Origin of the sequence: Streptomyces sp. NPDC018610 (assembly GCF_044391765.1) — a bacterium.
In the GTDB taxonomy this organism is placed as follows: domain Bacteria; phylum Actinomycetota; class Actinomycetes; order Streptomycetales; family Streptomycetaceae; genus Streptomyces.
In genome coordinates, this window is record NZ_JBISAL010000008.1 from 31,806 (window position 1) to 49,855 (window position 18,050).

An 18,050-nucleotide genomic window follows, 5' to 3' on the forward strand; every position below is an offset into this window, starting at 1 on the left:
TGCCGCGGATCGTATTTTTCTCGTCCTTTGCCTCGCACGTCTCAGCGGGCGGGCGGCGCGCACCGCCCGCACCGGGGCTGACTAGGCTGGACGCCCAAGTCCGACGCACACGTCAGCACAGACACGTCAGCAAGGAGCAGCGCCGTGGCGGTACGAGCGGTCCGGGGAGCCGTCCAGCTGGAGCGGGACGAGGCCGGCCACATGAGCGAACAGGTGGAGGCCCTGCTCACCGCCGTCCTGGAGCGGAACGGGCTGGGCGCCGACGACCTGATCAGCATCTGGTTCACGGCCACCCCCGATCTGCACAGCGACTTCCCGGCGGTCGCGGCCCGCCGGCTCGGCATCGTCGACGTGCCGCTGATCTGCGCCCAGGAGCTGGACATCGAGGGCGCCATGCCCCGCGTGGTCCGCGTCCTCGCGCACATCGAGTCCGACCGGCCGCGCTCCGAGATCGCCCACGTCTACCTCGGCGCGGCGGCCGCCCTGCGCAAGGACATCGCCCAGTGAGGACCGCACTCGTCATCGGCACCGGGCTCATCGGCACCTCCGCCGCCCTGGCCCTGGCCGGGCGCGGTGTGACCGTGCACCTGGCCGACCACGATCCCGGGCAGGCCCGTACGGCGGCCGCCCTCGGCGCGGGCACGGACGAGGCCCCGGAGGGGCCGGTGGACCTCGTCGTCGTGGCCGCGCCGCCCGCGTACGTGGCGGACGTCCTCGCCGACGCCATGCGCCGGGGCGTGGCCCGCGGCTACCTGGACGTGGCCAGCGTCAAGGGCGGACCGCGCCGCGAACTCCAGGCGCTGGGCCTGGACCTGACCGGCTACATCGGCACCCACCCCATGTCGGGCCGGGAGAAGTCCGGCCCGCTGGCCGCGACCGCCGACCTCTTCGAGGGCCGCCCGTGGGTGCTCACCCCGACCCGCGACACCGACACCGAGGTGCTGAACCTGGCGCTGGAACTGGTGTCGCACTGCCGCGCGGTGCCGGTCGTCATGGACGCCGACGCCCACGACCGCGCGGTCGCCCTCGTCTCCCACATGCCCCACCTGGTCTCCAGCATGGTCGCCGCACGCCTGGAGCACGCCGAGGAATCCGCCGTACGGCTGTGCGGGCAGGGCATCCGGGACGTCACCCGGATCGCCGCCTCCGACCCGGGCATGTGGATCGACATCCTCTCCGCGAACCCCGGCCCGGTCGCCGACCTGCTCTCCGACGTCGCCGCCGACCTGGACGAGGCGGTGCGGTCGCTGCGCGCGCTGCAGTCCGCCGACGAGGCCGAGCGCCGCGCGGGCGGCGCCGGCATCGAGGACGTGCTGCGCCGGGGGAACGCCGGCCAGGTCCGGGTGCCCGGCAAGCACGGGGCCGCGCCGCGGGCGTACGAGGCCGTCGTCGTCCTCATCGACGACCAGCCCGGACAGCTGGCCCGCATCTTCGCCGACGCCGGGATGGCGGGGGTCAACATCGAGGACGTCCGCATCGAGCACGCGACGGGTCGGCAGGCCGGTCTGGTGCAGCTGATGGTCGAGCCGAAGGCGGTGCCGGTCCTCACCGCCGCCCTGCGCGAGCGCGGCTGGGCGGTCCGCCAGTAGACGAGCCGCCCCCCGTCGCCCGGGCACTCCCTCGGCGGCGGGGCCGCCGTTCGTCCGCGCCGCCCGGTCGGCGGGGCCGGGCGGGTCCGAGGCCGCGGGCACTCGCCCGTCAGGAGGGCTCCGGGGAGCCAGTAACCTTGTGCGGGACGCCCCCCGGACACGACGACGGGGACCTCGCGTCCCGCACATCCGACCACCACCCTTCACCAGGAAGGTGCCCCGCTGTGGAAAACGGCGCCGCCCGGACCGCCCAGCCCGTGATTGTCGCCATCGACGGCCCCTCCGGCACGGGCAAGTCGAGCACGTCCAAGGCCGTCGCCGCCCAGCTCGGCCTGAGCTACCTGGACACCGGCGCCCAGTACCGGGCGATCACCTGGTGGATGGTGACCAACGGCATCGACATCGACGATCCGACCGCGATCGCCGCCGTGGCCGGCAAGCCCGAGATCGTCTCCGGCACCGACCCGGCCCACCCGACGATCACCGTCGACGGCGTGGACGTGGCCGGCCCGATCCGCACCCAGGAGGTCACCTCCAAGGTCAGCGCGGTCAGCGCCGTGCCGGAGGTGCGGACCACCATCACCGAGCTCCAGCGTTCGCTGGCCGCCTCCGCCCCGGTCGGCATAGTCGTCGAGGGCCGCGACATCGGCACCACCGTGCTGCCCGACGCCGACCTGAAGATCTTCCTCACCGCCTCCGCCGAGGCCCGGGCCGCCCGCCGCAGCGGCGAGCTCAAGGGCGCCGACGTCGACGCCACCCGCGAGGCCCTGATCAAGCGGGACGCCGCCGACTCCAGCCGCAAGACCTCCCCGCTGGCCAAGGCCGGCGACGCGGTCGAGGTGGACACCACCGACCTCACCCTCGCCCAGGTCATCGAGTGCGTCGTCACCCTCGTCGAGGAGAAGCGGGCCGCGAAGTGAGCCTTCCGCCGCAGCGCACGGCGGGCCTCCCGTCGGAGCGCGGTGCCGACGTCGGCCGCCGGATCGGCGTCGGCCTGATGTACGGGCTGTGGCGCCCGCGTGTGCTGGGCGCCTGGAAGGTGCCCGCGAACGGCCCGGTGATCCTCGCCGTCAACCACTCGCACAACATCGACGGCCCCATGGTCATGGGCGTGGCGCCCCGGCCGGTGCACTTCCTGATCAAGAAGGAGGCGTTCGTCGGCCCGCTCGGCTCCTTCCTGACCGGCATCGGCCAGCTGGAGGTGGACCGCCACTCCGCCGACCGCACGGCGATCACCCGCGCCCTCGGCGTCCTGGACGCCGGCGGTGTCCTCGGCATCTTCCCGGAGGGCACCCGGGGCGAGGGCGACTTCGCCTCCCTGCGCGCCGGGCTCGCCTACTTCGCGGTCCGCAGCGGGGCGCCCGTCGTCCCGGTGGCGGTGCTGGGAAGCGCGGAGCGCGGCGGCACACTGGTAAAGGCGCTGCCTCCGCTGCGCTCCCGCGTGGACGTCGTCTTCGGCGCCCCGTTCCAGGCGGGCGACGGCTCGGGGCGGCGCACCCGCAGGGCGCTGGACGAGGCCACCGAGCGCATCCAGAAGCAGCTGACCGCCCACCTGGAAAACGCCAGGCGGCTGACCAGCCGCTAGGCGACACTTGAGTAGTGGATCACCGCGAACCGGCGGTGCCCCACCGACCACCACGATGAACTACGAGGTACGGACTTCATGAACGACGACATCCAGCCCGACGGCTCGGCCGCGCACGAGTACGAGCACGGGGCGCTCGGCGACGCCGAGTACGCGGAGTTCATGGAGCTCGCCGCGGAAGAGGGCTTCGACGTCGAGGACGTCGAGGGCGCCATCGAGGAGGCCGGACACGGCCCGCTGCCCGTGCTCGCCGTCGTCGGCCGCCCCAATGTCGGCAAGTCGACCCTGGTGAACCGGATCATCGGCCGCCGCGAGGCCGTCGTGGAGGACAAGCCGGGCGTCACCCGCGACCGCGTCACCTACGAGGCCGAGTGGGCGGGCCGCCGCTTCAAGGTCGTCGACACCGGCGGCTGGGAGCAGGACGTCCTTGGCATCGACGCCTCCGTGGCCGTCCAGGCCGAGTACGCCATCGAAGCCGCCGACGCGGTCGTCTTCGTCGTCGACGCCAAGGTCGGCGCCACCGACACCGACGAGGCGGTCGTCCGGCTGCTGCGCAAGGCCGGCAAGCCCGTGGTGCTGTGCGCCAACAAGGTGGACGGCCCCAGCGGCGAGGCCGACGCCGCCTACCTGTGGTCGCTGGGCCTCGGCGAGCCGCACCCGGTCTCGGCGCTGCACGGCCGCGGCACCGGCGACATGCTGGACCGTGTCCTGGAGGTGCTGCCCGAGGCGCCGCGCGAGACGTTCGGCGGCACGGGCGTCGGCGGCCCGCGCCGGGTGGCCCTGATCGGCCGCCCCAACGTCGGCAAGTCCTCGCTGCTGAACAAGGTCGCGGGCGAGGAGCGGGTCGTCGTCAACGAACTGGCCGGCACCACCCGCGACCCGGTCGACGAGCTGATCGAGCTGGGCGGGATCACCTGGAAGTTCGTGGACACCGCGGGCATCCGCAAGCGCGTCCACCTCCAGCAGGGCGCCGACTACTACGCCTCGCTGCGCACCGCCGCCGCCGTGGAGAAGGCCGAGGTGGCCGTCGTCCTGATCGACGCCTCCGAGTCCGTCTCGGTGCAGGACCAGCGCATCATCACCATGGCGGTCGAGGCGGGCCGCGCGCTCGTCGTCGCCTACAACAAGTGGGACACCCTCGACGAGGAGCGCCGCTTCTACCTGGAGCGGGAGATCGAGACCGACCTCGCGCAGATCGCGTGGGCGCCGCGGGTGAACGTCTCGGCGCGCACCGGACGGCACATGGAGAAGCTGGTCCCGGCGATCGAGACGGCGCTGGCCGGCTGGGAGACCCGGGTGCCGACCGGCCGCCTCAACGCCTTCCTCGGCGAGCTGGTCGCGGCCCACCCGCACCCGATCCGGGGCGGCAAGCAGCCGCGCATCCTCTTCGGCACCCAGGCCGGCACCAAGCCGCCGCGGTTCGTCCTGTTCGCCTCCGGCTTCATCGAGGCCGGCTACCGGCGCTTCATCGAGCGCCGGCTGCGCGAGGAGTTCGGCTTCGAGGGCACGCCGATCCATATCTCGGTGCGGGTGCGCGAGAAGCGCGGCGCCAAGAAGAAGTAGCACGGACGACGAGAGAGGGGGGGGGCCCCCGGGGGCCCCCCCCCGCGGGGGGCCCCCGGCGGCGGCCCCGCGCGGGGGGGGGGGGGGGGGCCCCCGCGCGGGGGGGGGCCGGCGCGCCCCCCCCAAACCACTGCTCGGTCCGGGGGCGCGAGCTGGGGGCCGCCAACCAGTTGTCGCCCGGAGCCGTTGGTGGCCGGCCTCCCGCGGGAGCCGCCCTCTCTCGTCGTCCACGGTCAGTCGCCGCGGCGCGGGGCGGGTGGGAGCGCCGCCGGGACGTGGTGCGCCGCGGGCTCCTGCCGTCCCAGCGTCCCGACGCGCTGCCACTGCGCCTGCTGCTGTCCCGTGCCGTGCCGGACGCCGTACGCCCCTCCGCCGTAGGCCACGTACGCGTTCGAGCCCGCGCCGTGCGACAGGTTGCCGAACGCGACGAAACCCAGCTCCTCCTCGCCGCTGCGGTCACCCGGCAGGGCGCGGTAGGTCTTGACGTACTCGGCGTAGAGCGCGTCGTAGATCGGCGTGGCCGAGGGGCCGCCGTGCGGATCCTGGGCGGAGCGGGCGGACCGGATCGGCGGGTAGGGCTGGCGGCGGGGAACGTCGTATGCGTGCACGTATGTCCAAACGACCCCGGGCCGGAAGGGATGCGGGCTCAGGTACCGGCCAGCGGCAGCGTGGCCGCGACCAGCCTGCCGCGGACCGCCGCCTTGTCCAGGGCGTCGCGCAGCAGGTCCTCGCGCGGCTGGCGGCCGATGGACCCGACCGGCGCCGCGTAGAGCAGCACCTGCTGGTGCTTGTTGGCGGCGGCCCGCCAGCCCTCGGTGACCTGGAGCGGCTGGTGCGCCTGCCACCAGGCAACCGGCCGGCCGCCGTCCGTCCCGGGCTGGAGGACGGCGTGCAACTGCCCCATGGCGAGCAGCACCGACCAGCCGTGCAGCACGGGCGGCACGGCGTCGAGGGAGGGCGCCGGCTGGTAGCCCTGCTCCACGAGCAGCTGCAGGAACTCGTCGCCGGGGCCGGTCGTGCCCGGGCGCACGATGGGCGCGGTCGGCTCGACCACGAGCGCGGGGTGCAGCTCCCCGGCGATCAGGACCAGGCCGCTGGTCACCCCGAGCACGGCCTGTTCCGGGGCGGCGGCGTGCGCCGGGACCTGCTGGGGCGCGGCCTGCGGCGGCACGCCCTGGGCCGGTACGCCGCCGTGGGCGCCCGTGTCGGCGTTGATGGAGCGGACCGCGCCGCGCAGCTGCTCCTCGGTGACCTGGACGACCTGCGAGGGCAGGCAGGTGGCGTGGGCGAAGGCGAGGACGGCGGTCTCGTCCCCGACGAACAGGACGGTGCTGGTGCGCTCCTGCGCGGAGTCGCCGGGGGTGCGGCAGGACGTGCAGTCGTAACTGCCCGGGGCGTTGTCTCCGGCGAGCAGCCGGTCGGCCTCTTCGTCGCCGATCTCGGCGCGTACGGCGTCGCTGACGTCGAGCATGCGCGGCACGGGTGGCTCCCTCGGGATGCGGTGCGTGGCGGGACCGGGTGGCTCCCGGCCCAGGAACCGGGAGGGCCCCCGGCTCATGAAGAAGACAACGGACGATCTGTGGCGGGAGTCACGCACTCAGGCGAACCGAATCGAACCATCCTGCGCCCACGGTCACCACTGGTGCGGAATCCGCCACTCATCGTCAACTCGTCGTTCTGTAAAGGGGCTTGGCCGGGTGAAGTGGGTCACAGGAATACCGTGCCGCTGGTCGACAAATCAGGAAATCAGCGAATGAAGTGGGTGGCCGAAAAAAGCCGATACCTTTGGTAACCCGCAACTGGCCTGCCGGAACGGGCCTTTGGTTGATCTGCGCGGGCCGCGCTCCCTACATTCCTCCGCCGTGTGCACCGAGCACCGCCCGGGTACGTCCGCCGACCGCACCGCCCAGCACCGCCCAGCACGACCCCGCCCGGCGGACGGGGCGGGCGCCTCGACCGCGTTCCCGCGCGGCGGAGCGCCCACGCCACGGGGTACCCCGGGTCGTCCGAGAGGGATCCACATGTCCGAATGTGCCGATACTCACGCCGACTCCCAGCACCACGGCGCCCGTAGGGCGCGGACCACCGCCGTCCTGGCCGGGGCGGCCCTGCTCGCCCCGCTCGGCCTGCTGGCGACGGCCGGCGGCGCCCACGCGGCGGACGGCGGGGTGTGGGACCGCATCGCCCGGTGCGAGAGCGGCGGCAACTGGCACATCAACACCGGCAACGGCTACTACGGCGGGCTGCAGTTCGCCGCCTCGACTTGGCGCGCCTACGGCGGCACGGCCTACGCCCCCACCGCCGACCGGGCCTCCAGGGCCCAGCAGATCGCCGTCGCCACCCGGGTCCAGCAGGCCCAGGGCTGGGGCGCGTGGCCCGTGTGCTCGGCCCGCGCCGGGGCCTTCGGCGGCGCACCGGCGGCCGGCTCAGGTTCCGGCTCCGGTTCCGGCTCGTCCTCGGGTGCCGGGACCGGCGGGTCGGCGAACAAGGACCACAAGACCCGCAGTTCCTACGAGTCGGCCCACGAGCAGGCCCGGACCGAGCGCAACGCCGCCCCGGCGCGCGGGACGGGCGGTACGCCGTCGAGCGCGTCCCACGGCGCCTACACCGTGCGCGCCGGTGACACGCTGAGCGGCATCGCCGCCCGGCACGGGAGCAGCTGGCAGCGGCTCTACGCCGCCAACGCGTCCGTCATCGGCGGCGACCCCGACCTCATCGTGCCGGGCCAGCGCCTGGCACTCTGACCGCCCGGTCCACCGCTCCCGCCCGTGGAGCGCGGCCGTGCCCCCGCCCGGTCCGCCGACCGGGCGGGGGCACGGCGTTCGCCGCCTCGCCGCCCCGGGCCGGAAGCCGCCTCGAGGCGGCGAGCCCGCTCGCGGACGGAAACCGCCTCGCGGACAGAAGCTGTCCGCGAGGCCTGGCAGACTCGCCGCATGCTGGAGACCTCGGCACGACTGCTGCGTCTGCTCTCACTGCTCCAGGCCCACCGCGAGTGGTCCGGGGCCGAACTGGCCGAACGGCTCGGCGTCACCCCGCGCACGGTGCGCCGGGACGTGGACCGGCTGCGCGAGCTCGGCTACCCGGTCAACGCCAGTCCCGGCACCGGGGGCGGCTACCAACTGGGCGCGGGCGCCGAACTGCCCCCGCTGGTGCTGGACGACGACGAGGCGGTCGCCGTCGCCGTCGGGCTGCGCACGGCGGCCGGGCAGGGCATCGAGGGCATCGGGGAGACCTCCGTGCGGGCGCTGGCCAAACTCGAACAGGTGCTGCCGGGCCGGCTGCGCCGCCGGGTGAGCGCCCTCAACGCCTACACCGTGCCGATGCTGCGCGAGCCCATGCCGTCGGCGGTCGACCCCGCCGTCCTGACGGAGCTGGCCCACCTGTGCCGGGACGCCGAGCGGCTGCGCTTCGCCTACCGGGGCCACGACGGCGCCGTGAGCCGGCGGATCGTCGAACCGCACCGGCTGGTGTGCACCGAGCACCGCTGGTACCTCGTCGCCTGGGACCTCGACCGCGAGGACTGGCGCACCTTCCGCGTCGACCGGATCACCCCCAGGCCGCCGCACGGCCCGCGGTTCGTCCCGCGCACCCCGCCCGCCGACGACCTCGCCGCCTACGTCTCCGAGGGCGTCTCCACGCGCGTGTACGCCGAGCGTGCCGTCGTGCGGCTGCTGGTGCCGCAGCAGGAGGCGGCCGGACGGATCTCCCCCTCGGCCGGGACGCTGGAGCCCGACGGGCCGGACGCCTGCATCCTGCGCACGGGGGCGGCGGACCTGGACACGATGGTCGTCCACGTGCTGATGACGGGCCTCCCGTTCGAGGTGCTGGAGCCCGCCGAGCTGACCGGGGCGCTCCGGGCCGCCCGGGACCGGCTGGACGCCGCGCTGGCCCGCGGCGGCCCGGACGGCCCGGCGCGCGGAGGGGATTCTGTGCCGGAACGGTGAAATTCCTGTGCGGCGCCGGGATTTGCCGGGTCGTGCGGAAACCGTGGGGTCCGGGCGGTGAATGCCCGGCCGAACTCGACCGCGAACCGGGCCCGGAAGCGATTCCCGCGCCCTTTCCGCCGGGGTTTTCCCGCGGTCGTGCCGAGGTCCGGCGGAGGCCGCGCCGAGCATGGGGAATTGCGTTCGAATGGCCCCGCGAGGCCCGGCGCGGCGCTGTGCCGACGGACGGAGTTCGCCACGGCCGAAGGGCGTCGTCCTGTGACAGAAATGTGACAGTGAAGGTGCGTGGGGCGCGGCGGCGGATGGGCTTCCGCGACCGCGGGCCAGGGCCTAGCGTGGCCGTATGGCACCGATTCCCACTCCGCCCGCGGAGCCGCAGGACAGTCCCGAAGGGTACGTCGGCCTGGAGGCCGGGCAGGCCGAGCGGCTGGCGCGCGAGCGGGGCTGGTCCACCGTGCGGTCGCTGCCGCCGGGCACGGTCATCACCATGGAGTACCGGTTCGGGCGGCTCAACTTCGAGGTGGAGGGCGGCCGCGTGGCCCGCGCCTGGAAGGGCTGAACGGCCGACGGCCCGCCCGTCAGGGGCGGACCGCGGAGGTGGTGCCGCGCGGGACGCGGTCGGAGTGCGGCGGCCGGCGGCTGCCGGCCGGGGTGACCGGGGTGCGCTCGGCCCGGGTCGTGTGCGGGGCCGGGGCGTGGTGGTAGGCCGGCGCCCGGGGCGCGCGGCCCGCGCCGACCGCCTCTCTGGTCGCCGGGGCCTCCTCCGGTGCGGGGGCGCGCGGCTTGAGCATCCCCGGGGCGCCCGCGGGGACGGCGGGCGCGGGCACCGGCACCGCGCGGCCGTACCGGGCGCGCCAGCGGTCGCGCAGGTCGAAGAGCCAGGTCTCGGTCCGGGCGATCAGCGGCTCGAACCACGGCAGCGCCAGCAGGTTCAGCAGGCCTGCCGCCCAGCCGAGGAGCACGTCGCTCAGCCAGTGGGTGCCCAGGTAGACGGTGGTGAGGCCGACGCCGAGCGCGGTGACCGCGGACAGCGCCGACAGCCAGCGGCGCGCTCTCGGGGTCGAGGCCAGATAGGCCAGGATGCCCCAGGTCATCACCGCGTTGGCGGTGTGGCCGCTGGGGAATATATCGCCGCCGCGCCACATCTCGTTGGACCCGATGACGGTCGCGTAGTGCGGACCGAGGCGTCCCATGCCGTACTTGGCGGCGCCGACCGTGACGTTCAGCAGCATCAGTGAGGTGGCGAGGACGAGCAGCGGGCGCAGGGTGTGCTGCCGCCAGGCGCGCCAGCCCAGCCAGGAGGCGATCATCACCGCGGTCGGACCGCGCTGGCCCAGCACCACGTAGTAGTCGAGGAACGCGTGGATCTGCGGCCACTGCTGGTACGGCCGGAAGAACATGACCTGCCAGTCGAGGCGGACCAGCCAGGAAGTGGTCACCACGGCCCAGACGATCGCCAGGTAGAAGGCGAGGATCGCCGAGAACAGCACGACCCGGTGCCGGCTCATCCGCGGCACGTCGATGTGCGCCGGCCGTTGCGGCTCACGGTCCAGCCTGGCGAACACCCGGTCCAGGCGGGTGACGGTTCCTTCGGTACGCACCTAATCGACGTTACAGCGAGTGAGGTCTGTTCCCTGACGAATCACGTGGTTTGTGATGACGATGTGATGTGGGATTGCTCTCAACGGGTCTTTATTTCCCCGGATTCGGTATTCCTCGCGCCCGCCGGCCTGCATTTCCTTTGATCATTCCGGCAAACCCTTATTGCGCGCTTATGAATGCGTTGACCGAACGCTCGGGCCGAATTCACCGCCCGTACACGGCGGACGCCCGGCGGTGGCCGTCGGGCGGGACCGCCGCCGCCCGGGAAAGTCGATCATGGTGGGCCGGAGCCGTTCAGCCAGAACGCCCCGTAGAGCGCCGAGGCGAGCGCGACGCCGCTCACCAGCAGTGCCGCCCGGGCCGCCCGCGTCCGGGCGAGGGCCGCCGCGAGCGGCAGCAGCAGCGGGAAGGCGGGCAGCAGCAGGCGCGGCTTGGAGCCGAAGTAGCTCGACGCGCACAGCGCCAGCGCGGTGATGGCCCCCGAATACACCAGCAGCGGCACCGGCTGCCCCTGCCGCACCCCGACGACGTACAGCCGCACGAGCAGGCCGACCCCGGCGATCAGGCCGAGCCCGGCCAGGGCCGAGGGGAACGAGGTGAGCTTGTCGGCGACGAAGCGGGCGAAGGCGTAGCCGCCGTCGAAGCCGTTGCGCCAGCCGGCCTGCACGTCGAGGTAGCCGAAGAGGCCCCCGCCGGTGCGTCGGCCGACCCACAGGACGTACCCGGCGGCGCCGAGCGGGGCGAGCAGCATGCCGAGGACGCGGTGGACGGGGGAGCGGGGGGCGGACGCGGGGGTGTGCGGCCCGGTCCGCGCGCCGTGCGGCCGGGGTGTGCTCCGGTTGCGCACGAAAGAGAGGACGGCCGCCGTCCACACCGCGGCGACCACCGCCAGTCCGACCGGCCGGGTCAGTCCCGCCGCCAGCGCCAGCGCGCCCGCGCCCGCCCAACGTCCGGTGAGCACGCAGTAGAGGGACCAGGCGGCGAGCGCCGTGAACAGCGATTCGCTGTACGCCATCGACTGCACGATCCCGACCGGCAGCGCCGCCCACAGCAGCACCGCGAAGAGCCCGGCCCGCCCGCCGCCGGTCCCGGGCCCCGGCAGCTCGTCCCGGTGGCCGTACACGTGGTCGGCCACCGCGAAGATCCCCCACGCGGCGGCGAGCGAGGCGAGCAGGCTCACGACGAAGCCCGCGTCGGCGTACGACAGCGGGGCCACCGCGGCGAGCAGCCGTTCCAGCCACGGCAGCAGCGGGAAGAAGGCCAGGTCGGAGTGGACGTCACCGTTCGCGAGTCGTACCTCGTAGCCGTAACCGCCGCCGGCCACCCTGGCGTACCAGAGGGAGTCCCAGCGGGCGGTGAGCAGCGTGTACGCGCTCTTGCCGCGCGCGGCGCTCCACACGGCCAGGGTCAGCAGGCCCAGGGCGCGCACGGCCGCGTACCCGAGGAGGGCCGGGGCGGCCCGGCGCAGGGCCGAGGGCCGGGCCGGGGCGGCACGCGTCGCTTGATCGATCACGGGCTCGATTATCGACCGGGGCCGGAACCGGCCCGCCGGCCGGGGCGTGTCCCCCGGTACGGGGCGTGGCGTACGCCACACGGGTTCCGCCGGAGTGTGAGAGGTCGGCCACGTGTGACCGGGAAGGACTCGCGTACGCTGACGTGTCACTCGCGCACCGCGCCGTGGGCCGGGGGAGCCGCTCCTCACCGGCCGAGCCAGGGAGTCCCCGCCCGTGGGCCCGCCGGACGCGAGGGCTCATCTGGGAGGTACGCACATGTCCGGGACGACCACGGTCTCCGCCCGGCTGCGCCGTCGGACGGCCGGGGCCGGTGCGAACCGCTGGGTCGTCCTGGTCGTGCTCTGCGTCAGCCTGCTGCTGGTCGCGGTGGACGCGACCGTCCTGCACGTGGCGGTGCCCGCCGTCACCGAGGACCTGAGGCCCGGCGCGATCGAACTGCTCTGGATCGTCGACACCTATCCGCTGGTCTGCGCCTCGCTGCTGATCCTGTTCGGCACGCTGGGCGACCGGGTGGGCCGCAGACGGATCCTGCTGCTGGGCTACGGCATCTTCGGCGTCGCCTCCGCCGTGGCGGCCTTCGCGCCGAATCCGCAGCTCCTGATCCTCGCGCGGGCACTGCTCGGCGTCGGCGGCGCCATGATCATGCCGGCGACGCTGTCGATCCTGCGGCAGGTCTTCCCCGACCGGCGCGAACGGGCGCTGGCCATCGGCGTCTGGAGCGCGGTCGCCGCGGTCGGCGCGGCCGTCGGACCGCTGCTCGGCGGCTTCCTCCTCGAACACTTCTGGTGGGGGTCGGTCTTCCTCGTCAACATCCCGCTGATGCTGGTCAGCCTGCCGGTGGGCCGGCTGCTGCTGCCCGAGTCGACCGGCGACCGGGACGGGCCCTGGGACGTGACCGGCGCCCTGATGGCGGCGGTCGGCCTGTTCTGCGCGGTGCTCGGCGTGAAGCGGCTCGGCGGCGGCGAGCCCGTGCTGAGCGTGCTCACCCTGGGCCCGCTGCTGGTCGGGGCGGTGCTGCTGGTGACGTTCGTGCGACGGCAGCGGCGCAGGACGCATCCGCTGGTGGACCTCGGGATGTTCGCGCGGCCCGCGTTCAGCACGGCGGTGGGCTGCATCGTGCTGGCGATGCTGGCGCTGGTCGGTCTGGAGCTGATCGCGGCGCAGTACCTCCAGCTGGTCCTCGGACTGTCGCCTCTCGGCACGGGGCTGCGGCTGCTGCCGCTGACCTTCGCCGCGATGGCGGCCGGGCTGCTGGGGGCGCGGATGCTGCGGCGGTTCGGGCCGCGCCGGATGGTGTGCGCCGGCTTCTGCGTGACGGCCGCCGCGGTGCTGGTGCTGACCGCGATGGGCGGCGAGGACGACTCACGGCTGCTGCTGTCCGGTTTCGTGCTGCTCGGCTTCGGTCTGGAGACGACGCTGTTCGGGGCGTACGAGTCGATGCTGAGCGAGGCGCCGCCGGCCCGGGCGGGTGGCGCAGCGGCGATCGGCGAGACCTCGTACCAGCTCGGCGCGGGGATGGGCATCGCGCTGCTGGGGACGGTGATGAACGCGGCGTACGCGCCGGGGCTCGCGCGGGTGCCGGGCGTGCCGGCCGGGGACGCGGCGGCGGCGTCGCACTCCCTGGGGGAGGCCTACGAGGTCGCCGGACGGCTCGGCGGGGCGCCGGGGGAGGCGCTGCGGCGCGCGGCCCGGGACTCCTTCGTGCACGGGCTGCACGTGACGTTGCTGGTGAGCGCCGTGCTGTTGCTGCTGGGCGCGGTCGCCGCGTGCCGCCTGCCGCGGGTGATGCAGTGCGAGGGCGAGGACGGCGGGGTCGAGCTGCCCGCCCAGCGGGAGGTCGAGCGGCCCCGCGTCTCGGCGTGAGCACGGCGCGCGTCGCCCCGGGACGCTGGACGTGGGGCACCTCGCGTCGTAACGTCGGCGCCAGAGTCGTTTAACTAGCGGTGCTAGTTTACTAGTCGGAGGTGCCCATGCCGGCGTCGTCGAAATCGTCGCTGCCCCCGTTCGACCCCGCCGACCCGCTCGGGATCGACGACCTGCTGGAGCCGGAGGACCTCGCCGTCCGCGACACCGTGCGCGCCTGGGCCGCCGACCGCGTGCTGCCGCACGTCGCCGAGTGGTACGAGAGGGGCGAGCTGCCCGGCATCCGGGAGCTGGCCCGCGAGCTGGGTGCGATCGGGGCGCTCGGGATGTCGCTGACCGGCTACGGCTGCGCCGGCGCCTCCGCCGTCCAGTACGGGCTGGCCTGTCTGGAGCTGGAGGCCGCCGACTCCGGGATCCGGTCGCTGGTCTCCGTGCAGGGCTCGCTCGCCATGTACGCCATCCACCGCTTCGGCTCCGAGGAGCAGAAGCAGCGGTGGCTGCCCGCGATGGCGGCCGGCGAGGTGATCGGCTGCTTCGGGCTGACCGAGCCCGACCACGGCTCCGACCCCGCCTCCCTGCGCACCCACGCCAAGCGGGACGGCGGCGACTGGGTCCTGAGCGGCCGCAAGATGTGGATCACCAACGGCTCCGTGGCCGGTGTCGCCGTGGTGTGGGCGCAGACCGAGGACGGCATCCGCGGCTTCGCCGTCCCCACCGACACGCCCGGCTTCTCCGCCCCCGAGATCAAGCACAAGTGGTCGCTGCGCGCCTCCGTCACCAGCGAACTCGTCCTCGACGACGTACGGCTGCCCGCCGACGCCGTGCTGCCCGAGGTCACCGGGCTCCGCGGCCCGCTCAGCTGCCTCTCCCACGCCCGCTACGGCATCGTGTGGGGTGCCATGGGCGCGGCCCGCGCGAGCTTCGAGGCCGCCGTGGAGTACGCGAAGTCGCGTGAGCAGTTCGGCAGGCCCATCGGCGGCTTCCAGCTCACCCAGGCCAAGCTCGCCGACATGGCGGTGGAACTGCACAAGGGGATCCTGCTCGCCCATCACCTGGGGCGGCGCATGGACGCCGGCCGCCTGCGTCCCGAGCAGGTCAGCTTCGGCAAGCTCAACAACGTGCGGGAGGCGATCGAGATCTGCCGCACGGCGCGCACGATCCTCGGCGCCAACGGGATCTCCCTGGAGTACCCCGTGATGCGGCACGCGACCAACCTGGAGTCGGTGCTCACCTACGAGGGCACCGTCGAGATGCACCAGCTCGTGCTGGGCAAGGCGCTCACCGGTCTCGACGCCTTCCGGTGAGCCCCGGACGGGGCAGGGCCGGCGTGCGGCCCTGCCTCAGCTCTGGTTGAAGAAACCGTCCGACCGGTACGCCGCGGGGTCCCCGCTGACGATCTCGGTGTCGGCGGGGGAGAGCAGGAAGACCCGGGTGGAGACCCGGTCGATCGAGCCGCGCAGGCCGAAGACCAGCCCGGCGGCGAAGTCGACCACGCGCTTGGCGTCGCCCGCCTCCATGGCCGTCAGGTTCACGATGACGGGCACGCCGTCGCGGAACAGCTCGCCGATGGCACGGGCGTCGCGGAAGCTGTCCGGCGTCACCGTGCCGATCCGGCGGCCCTTCTCCTCGGCCGTGTCCGTGGCGACCTTCACCCGCGGGTCGGTCACCCAGGCGTCCCCGGACTCGGCACCCTCGGAGTAGTCGTCGTCGTAGTAGCGCTCGTCTTCGTTGTCGTCGACGAGGCCGAGCCACGCACTCGCCTTGCGTACCGATCCCATGGACGCCTCCTCTCACAGCGGTCTTTCGTACTTCCGCATCCCTATGGTCATCCATGATGCGGACGGTGCGCCAAGTGGATAGACGCCGCGCGGGGGGTTTGTGACGGTACTGGTGCACAGCCCGATCCGTCGAGAGCCTTGTGCCCCAAGGGTCGTGTCCTACACGGCTGCTGACTGGGAGTGAAATATGATTGTCCATGTGGCGCGATGGCACTCGGGTGACCAGGGGTGCGTACGGGTGAACGACGTGGCCGATACGATGCGGCAGCTCAACGTCGTACACACCACGGGGGAACGTCGTGTTCGGAATCGTCAGGCCGTGTTCTCACCGGCTGGGTGAGGGTCTCAAGGCCCAGTGGATGGCGCACCTGTGCGGACTGTGCCTGGCGCTGCGCGGTGATCACGGACAGTTCGCCCGGGTCGTGACGAACTATGACGGGCTCCTCATATCGGTCCTGACGGAGGCTCAGGCGGAGAAGACCGGCGGCAAGGGCGGTGGCCGGCGTACCGCGGGGCCGTGCCCGCTGCGCGGGATGCGCACCGCGTCCGTCGCCCAGGGCGAGGGCGCGCGGCTCGCGGCGGCCGTCTCGCTGGTGCTCGCCTCGGCCAAGGTGCGCGACCACGTCGCCGACGGCGACGGGCTGCTGGCCCGCCGGCCGGTCGCGCTCGCCGCGCGCCGGGTCGCCGACGGCTGGGGACGCGCAGGCGCCCGCACCGGCGCCGACGTCGGCTTCGACACCGCCGTCCTCGTCGACGCCGTGGACCGGCAGGTCGGCATCGAGGCGCTGGCCGGCCCCGGCACACCGATCCTCACCGTCACCGAGCCGACCGAGACCGCCACCGCCGCTGCCTTCGCGCACACCGCCGTCCTCGCCGGCAAGCCCGCCAACGCCGCACCGCTCGCCGAGGCCGGACGCCTCTTCGGACGGCTCGCGCACCTCCTGGACGCGGTGGAGGACCGCGCGGCCGACGCCGCCTCGGGCGCATGGAACCCGCTCACCGCGACCGGCACCCCGCTCACCGAGGCCCGAAGGCTCGCCGACGACGCCGCGCACGGCATCCGGCTCGCCCTGCGCGAGGTGGAGTTCGTCGAGGGGCGGCTCGCCCATCTGCTGCTCGCGCACGAACTTCCGCGCTCCGTGGACCGCGCCTTCGGCACCGCCTCCTGCGGACACGCCCCGCGGGAGGCGACCGCGCCGCAGGGCGCCTTCGGCCCGCCGCAAGGGCCTTACGCCCCGCAGCACCCGCACGGCCCCGCGCGGCCCTACGATCCCTCCCGGGGCCACGGCCCCTTCGGCGGGGAACCGCCGAAGCCCGGCAAGCGCGGCTTCTGGGCCGGCTGCGCGGCGGCCGTCGGGCTGTGCTGCACCTGTAAGGTGTGCTGCGCCGACGAGTTCGAGGGGCCGTGGTCGCGCAAGAAGCGCGAGGGGGCGTGCAGCAGTTGCGACTGCGGGAACTGCGACTGCTCGTGCTGCGAGGCGTGCCAGTGCTGCGAGTGCTGTGAGTGCTGCTCCTGCTGCGACTGCGGGCTGTGACCTGGGTCCTCAGTTCCTCAGTTCCGGCGGGGAGATCCGCGACTCCTTGATCGCCGAGTCGGCCGTGCCCCACTTGTCGAGGATCTTGCGGTACGTCCCGTCGGAGATCAGCTTGTTCACCGCGGCCCGGAAGGCCGGCGCCAGCTTCGTGCCCTTCTTGAAGGCGAAGCCGACGTCGAGGCGGTGGAACTCACCCAGGAACTCGAGCCCCGGCTGCTGGGCCACCGCGTACCGCAGACCGTTGATCGTGGACATCACCACGTCGCTGCGGCCCTGCCGCAGCGACGACCACAGCGCACCGGACTCGCTGTAGGTCTGCACCTTGTACGCCTTCTCGCCCGCGTCCGTGCAGACGTGCGCGTTCCGTGCGAGCGTCGCCTCGAACGTGGTGCCCGCGCCGGTCGCGATGTCCAGGCCGCACAGCTGCTTCAGCCCGGTGATCCTGCCGAGCTTGCTGTCCTCGCGGGCGGCGAAGCCCTGGCCGTCGTTGATGTAGGTGACGAAGTCGATCGTCCTGCGCCGCTCGTCGGTCACCCCGAAGTTGCCCGCGCCGAGGTCGTACTTGCCGCTGCCGAGGGCCGGCAGGATCGCCTCGAAGCTCGCCTCCTGCTTGTCCAGACGGATGCCGAGCACCTTGGCGACGGCCTCGGCGAAGTCGACGTCCTGACCGGTGAGGGTCTTGCCGTCGGCGAGGTAGGTGGTGCCCGGCGGGGTGCCGCCGACGCTGTAGGCGATGGTCAGGTGGGTCACCCCGGCCGGCAGCAGCCCGGCCGCCGCCGGATCCTCGCGGACGCCGGAGACGACGTCCGTCGTCGGGATGCGGGCGGCCTTGGCCGCGGTGCCCGCGCCGCCGCCGGCCGAGGCGTCGCCCGACCCGGAACCGCACGAGGTGAGCAGCAGTGCCGCGGAACTGATCAGGGCGAACGAGAGGAAGTGCCGCCGGCGGGCCGGCGCGGACGTACGCATGGGTGCGGTCTCCTGGAAGGGAAAAGGGCGTCGGAAAGCGCGAGGGGAGGGGAGCGCGTGTGAAGGCGGGAACGCGAAGAAGACGGTGGAGCGTCGGAGAAGACGGGTGCG

17 protein-coding genes are annotated in these 18,050 nt (G+C 73.7%); 11 read left to right on the forward strand and 6 right to left on the reverse strand.

The window, feature by feature from the left end; all coding sequences use genetic code 11:
* The first annotated feature begins 144 nt into the window (after positions 1-144).
* From aroH to der, 5 genes are all read left to right on the forward strand, one after another.
* Positions 145-507, forward strand: coding sequence for a chorismate mutase (aroH, locus tag ACH5A8_RS20905; protein ID WP_399004017.1), 363 nt, complete (start codon positions 145-147; stop codon positions 505-507).
* Positions 504-1,589, forward strand: coding sequence for a prephenate dehydrogenase (locus ACH5A8_RS20910; protein ID WP_399004019.1), 1,086 nt, complete (start codon positions 504-506; stop codon positions 1,587-1,589). The genes aroH and ACH5A8_RS20910 overlap by 4 nt, the downstream gene beginning before the upstream one ends.
* Positions 1,590-1,813: 224 nt before the next feature.
* A complete protein-coding gene (gene cmk / locus ACH5A8_RS20915; RefSeq protein ID WP_399004021.1) occupies positions 1,814-2,509 on the forward strand; it encodes a (d)CMP kinase in 696 nt (231 codons plus the stop codon).
* Positions 2,467-3,174 carry a lysophospholipid acyltransferase family protein gene (locus ACH5A8_RS20920; protein WP_399004023.1) on the forward strand — a complete coding sequence of 236 codons (708 nt, stop codon included), beginning with the start codon at positions 2,467-2,469 and terminating at the stop codon, positions 3,172-3,174. Before cmk ends, ACH5A8_RS20920 begins: the two co-directional genes overlap by 43 nt.
* Before the next feature lie 78 nt (positions 3,175-3,252).
* Positions 3,253-4,737: a ribosome biogenesis GTPase Der gene (gene der / locus ACH5A8_RS20925; RefSeq protein ID WP_399004025.1), complete on the forward strand. Its 1,485-nt coding sequence runs from the start codon at positions 3,253-3,255 to the stop codon at positions 4,735-4,737.
* A 233-nt stretch (positions 4,738-4,970) separates the two neighbouring features.
* On the opposite strand, the gene ACH5A8_RS20930 is transcribed toward der, so the two are convergent.
* Both ACH5A8_RS20930 and ACH5A8_RS20935 read right to left on the reverse strand, forming a co-directional pair.
* The gene (locus ACH5A8_RS20930) at positions 4,971-5,345 is read right to left on the reverse strand and encodes a hypothetical protein (RefSeq protein WP_399004027.1); all 375 of its coding nucleotides are present in this window, start codon (positions 5,343-5,345) and stop codon (positions 4,971-4,973) included.
* A 38-nt stretch (positions 5,346-5,383) separates the two neighbouring features.
* Entirely contained in the window at positions 5,384-6,217 is an 834-nt protein-coding gene (locus ACH5A8_RS20935; protein ID WP_399004029.1) for a hypothetical protein, read from the reverse strand.
* A 541-nt stretch (positions 6,218-6,758) separates the two neighbouring features.
* Here ACH5A8_RS20935 and ACH5A8_RS20940 point away from each other — a divergent pair.
* The 3 genes from ACH5A8_RS20940 to ACH5A8_RS20950 all read left to right on the forward strand — a co-directional run bounded on the left by ACH5A8_RS20940 (position 6,759) and on the right by ACH5A8_RS20950 (position 9,240).
* Positions 6,759-7,481: a transglycosylase family protein gene (locus ACH5A8_RS20940; protein WP_399004031.1), complete on the forward strand. Its 723-nt coding sequence runs from the start codon at positions 6,759-6,761 to the stop codon at positions 7,479-7,481.
* A 189-nt stretch (positions 7,482-7,670) separates the two neighbouring features.
* Positions 7,671-8,681: a helix-turn-helix transcriptional regulator gene (locus ACH5A8_RS20945; protein WP_399004033.1), complete on the forward strand. Its 1,011-nt coding sequence runs from the start codon at positions 7,671-7,673 to the stop codon at positions 8,679-8,681.
* 343 nt (positions 8,682-9,024) lie between these two features.
* Entirely contained in the window at positions 9,025-9,240 is a 216-nt protein-coding gene (locus tag ACH5A8_RS20950; RefSeq protein WP_399004035.1) for an I78 family peptidase inhibitor, read from the forward strand.
* 19 nt (positions 9,241-9,259) lie between these two features.
* Here ACH5A8_RS20950 and ACH5A8_RS20955 read toward each other — a convergent pair whose 3' ends face one another.
* On the reverse strand, positions 9,260-10,282 hold the full coding sequence (locus tag ACH5A8_RS20955; RefSeq protein WP_399004037.1) for a phosphatase PAP2 family protein: 1,023 nt from the start codon (positions 10,280-10,282) through the stop codon (positions 9,260-9,262).
* Between the two features lie 275 nt (positions 10,283-10,557).
* Positions 10,558-11,796: a hypothetical protein gene (locus tag ACH5A8_RS20960; RefSeq protein ID WP_399004039.1), complete on the reverse strand. Its 1,239-nt coding sequence runs from the start codon at positions 11,794-11,796 to the stop codon at positions 10,558-10,560.
* Between the two features lie 256 nt (positions 11,797-12,052).
* Here ACH5A8_RS20960 and ACH5A8_RS20965 point away from each other — a divergent pair, with 256 nt between their 5' ends.
* Both ACH5A8_RS20965 and ACH5A8_RS20970 read left to right on the forward strand, forming a co-directional pair.
* A complete protein-coding gene (locus ACH5A8_RS20965) occupies positions 12,053-13,660 on the forward strand; it encodes an MFS transporter (protein ID WP_399004041.1) in 1,608 nt (535 codons plus the stop codon).
* 107 nt (positions 13,661-13,767) lie between these two features.
* Entirely contained in the window at positions 13,768-14,964 is a 1,197-nt protein-coding gene (locus ACH5A8_RS20970) for an acyl-CoA dehydrogenase family protein (RefSeq protein WP_399004043.1), read from the forward strand.
* Positions 14,965-15,000: 36 nt separating this feature from the next.
* Here the strand turns inward: ACH5A8_RS20970 and ACH5A8_RS20975 are convergent, their stop codons facing one another.
* Positions 15,001-15,438: a cell division protein SepF gene (locus tag ACH5A8_RS20975; RefSeq protein WP_399004045.1), complete on the reverse strand. Its 438-nt coding sequence runs from the start codon at positions 15,436-15,438 to the stop codon at positions 15,001-15,003.
* Between the two features lie 299 nt (positions 15,439-15,737).
* Between ACH5A8_RS20975 and ACH5A8_RS20980 the strand changes: the two genes are divergently transcribed.
* Positions 15,738-16,973 carry a DUF5685 family protein gene (locus tag ACH5A8_RS20980; RefSeq protein ID WP_399004047.1) on the forward strand — a complete coding sequence of 412 codons (1,236 nt, stop codon included), beginning with the start codon at positions 15,738-15,740 and terminating at the stop codon, positions 16,971-16,973.
* A 9-nt stretch (positions 16,974-16,982) separates the two neighbouring features.
* Here the strand turns inward: ACH5A8_RS20980 and ACH5A8_RS20985 are convergent, their stop codons facing one another.
* Positions 16,983-17,939, reverse strand: coding sequence for an ABC transporter substrate-binding protein (locus tag ACH5A8_RS20985; RefSeq protein WP_399004049.1), 957 nt, complete (start codon positions 17,937-17,939; stop codon positions 16,983-16,985).
* Between the last annotated feature and the right edge of the window lie 111 nt (positions 17,940-18,050).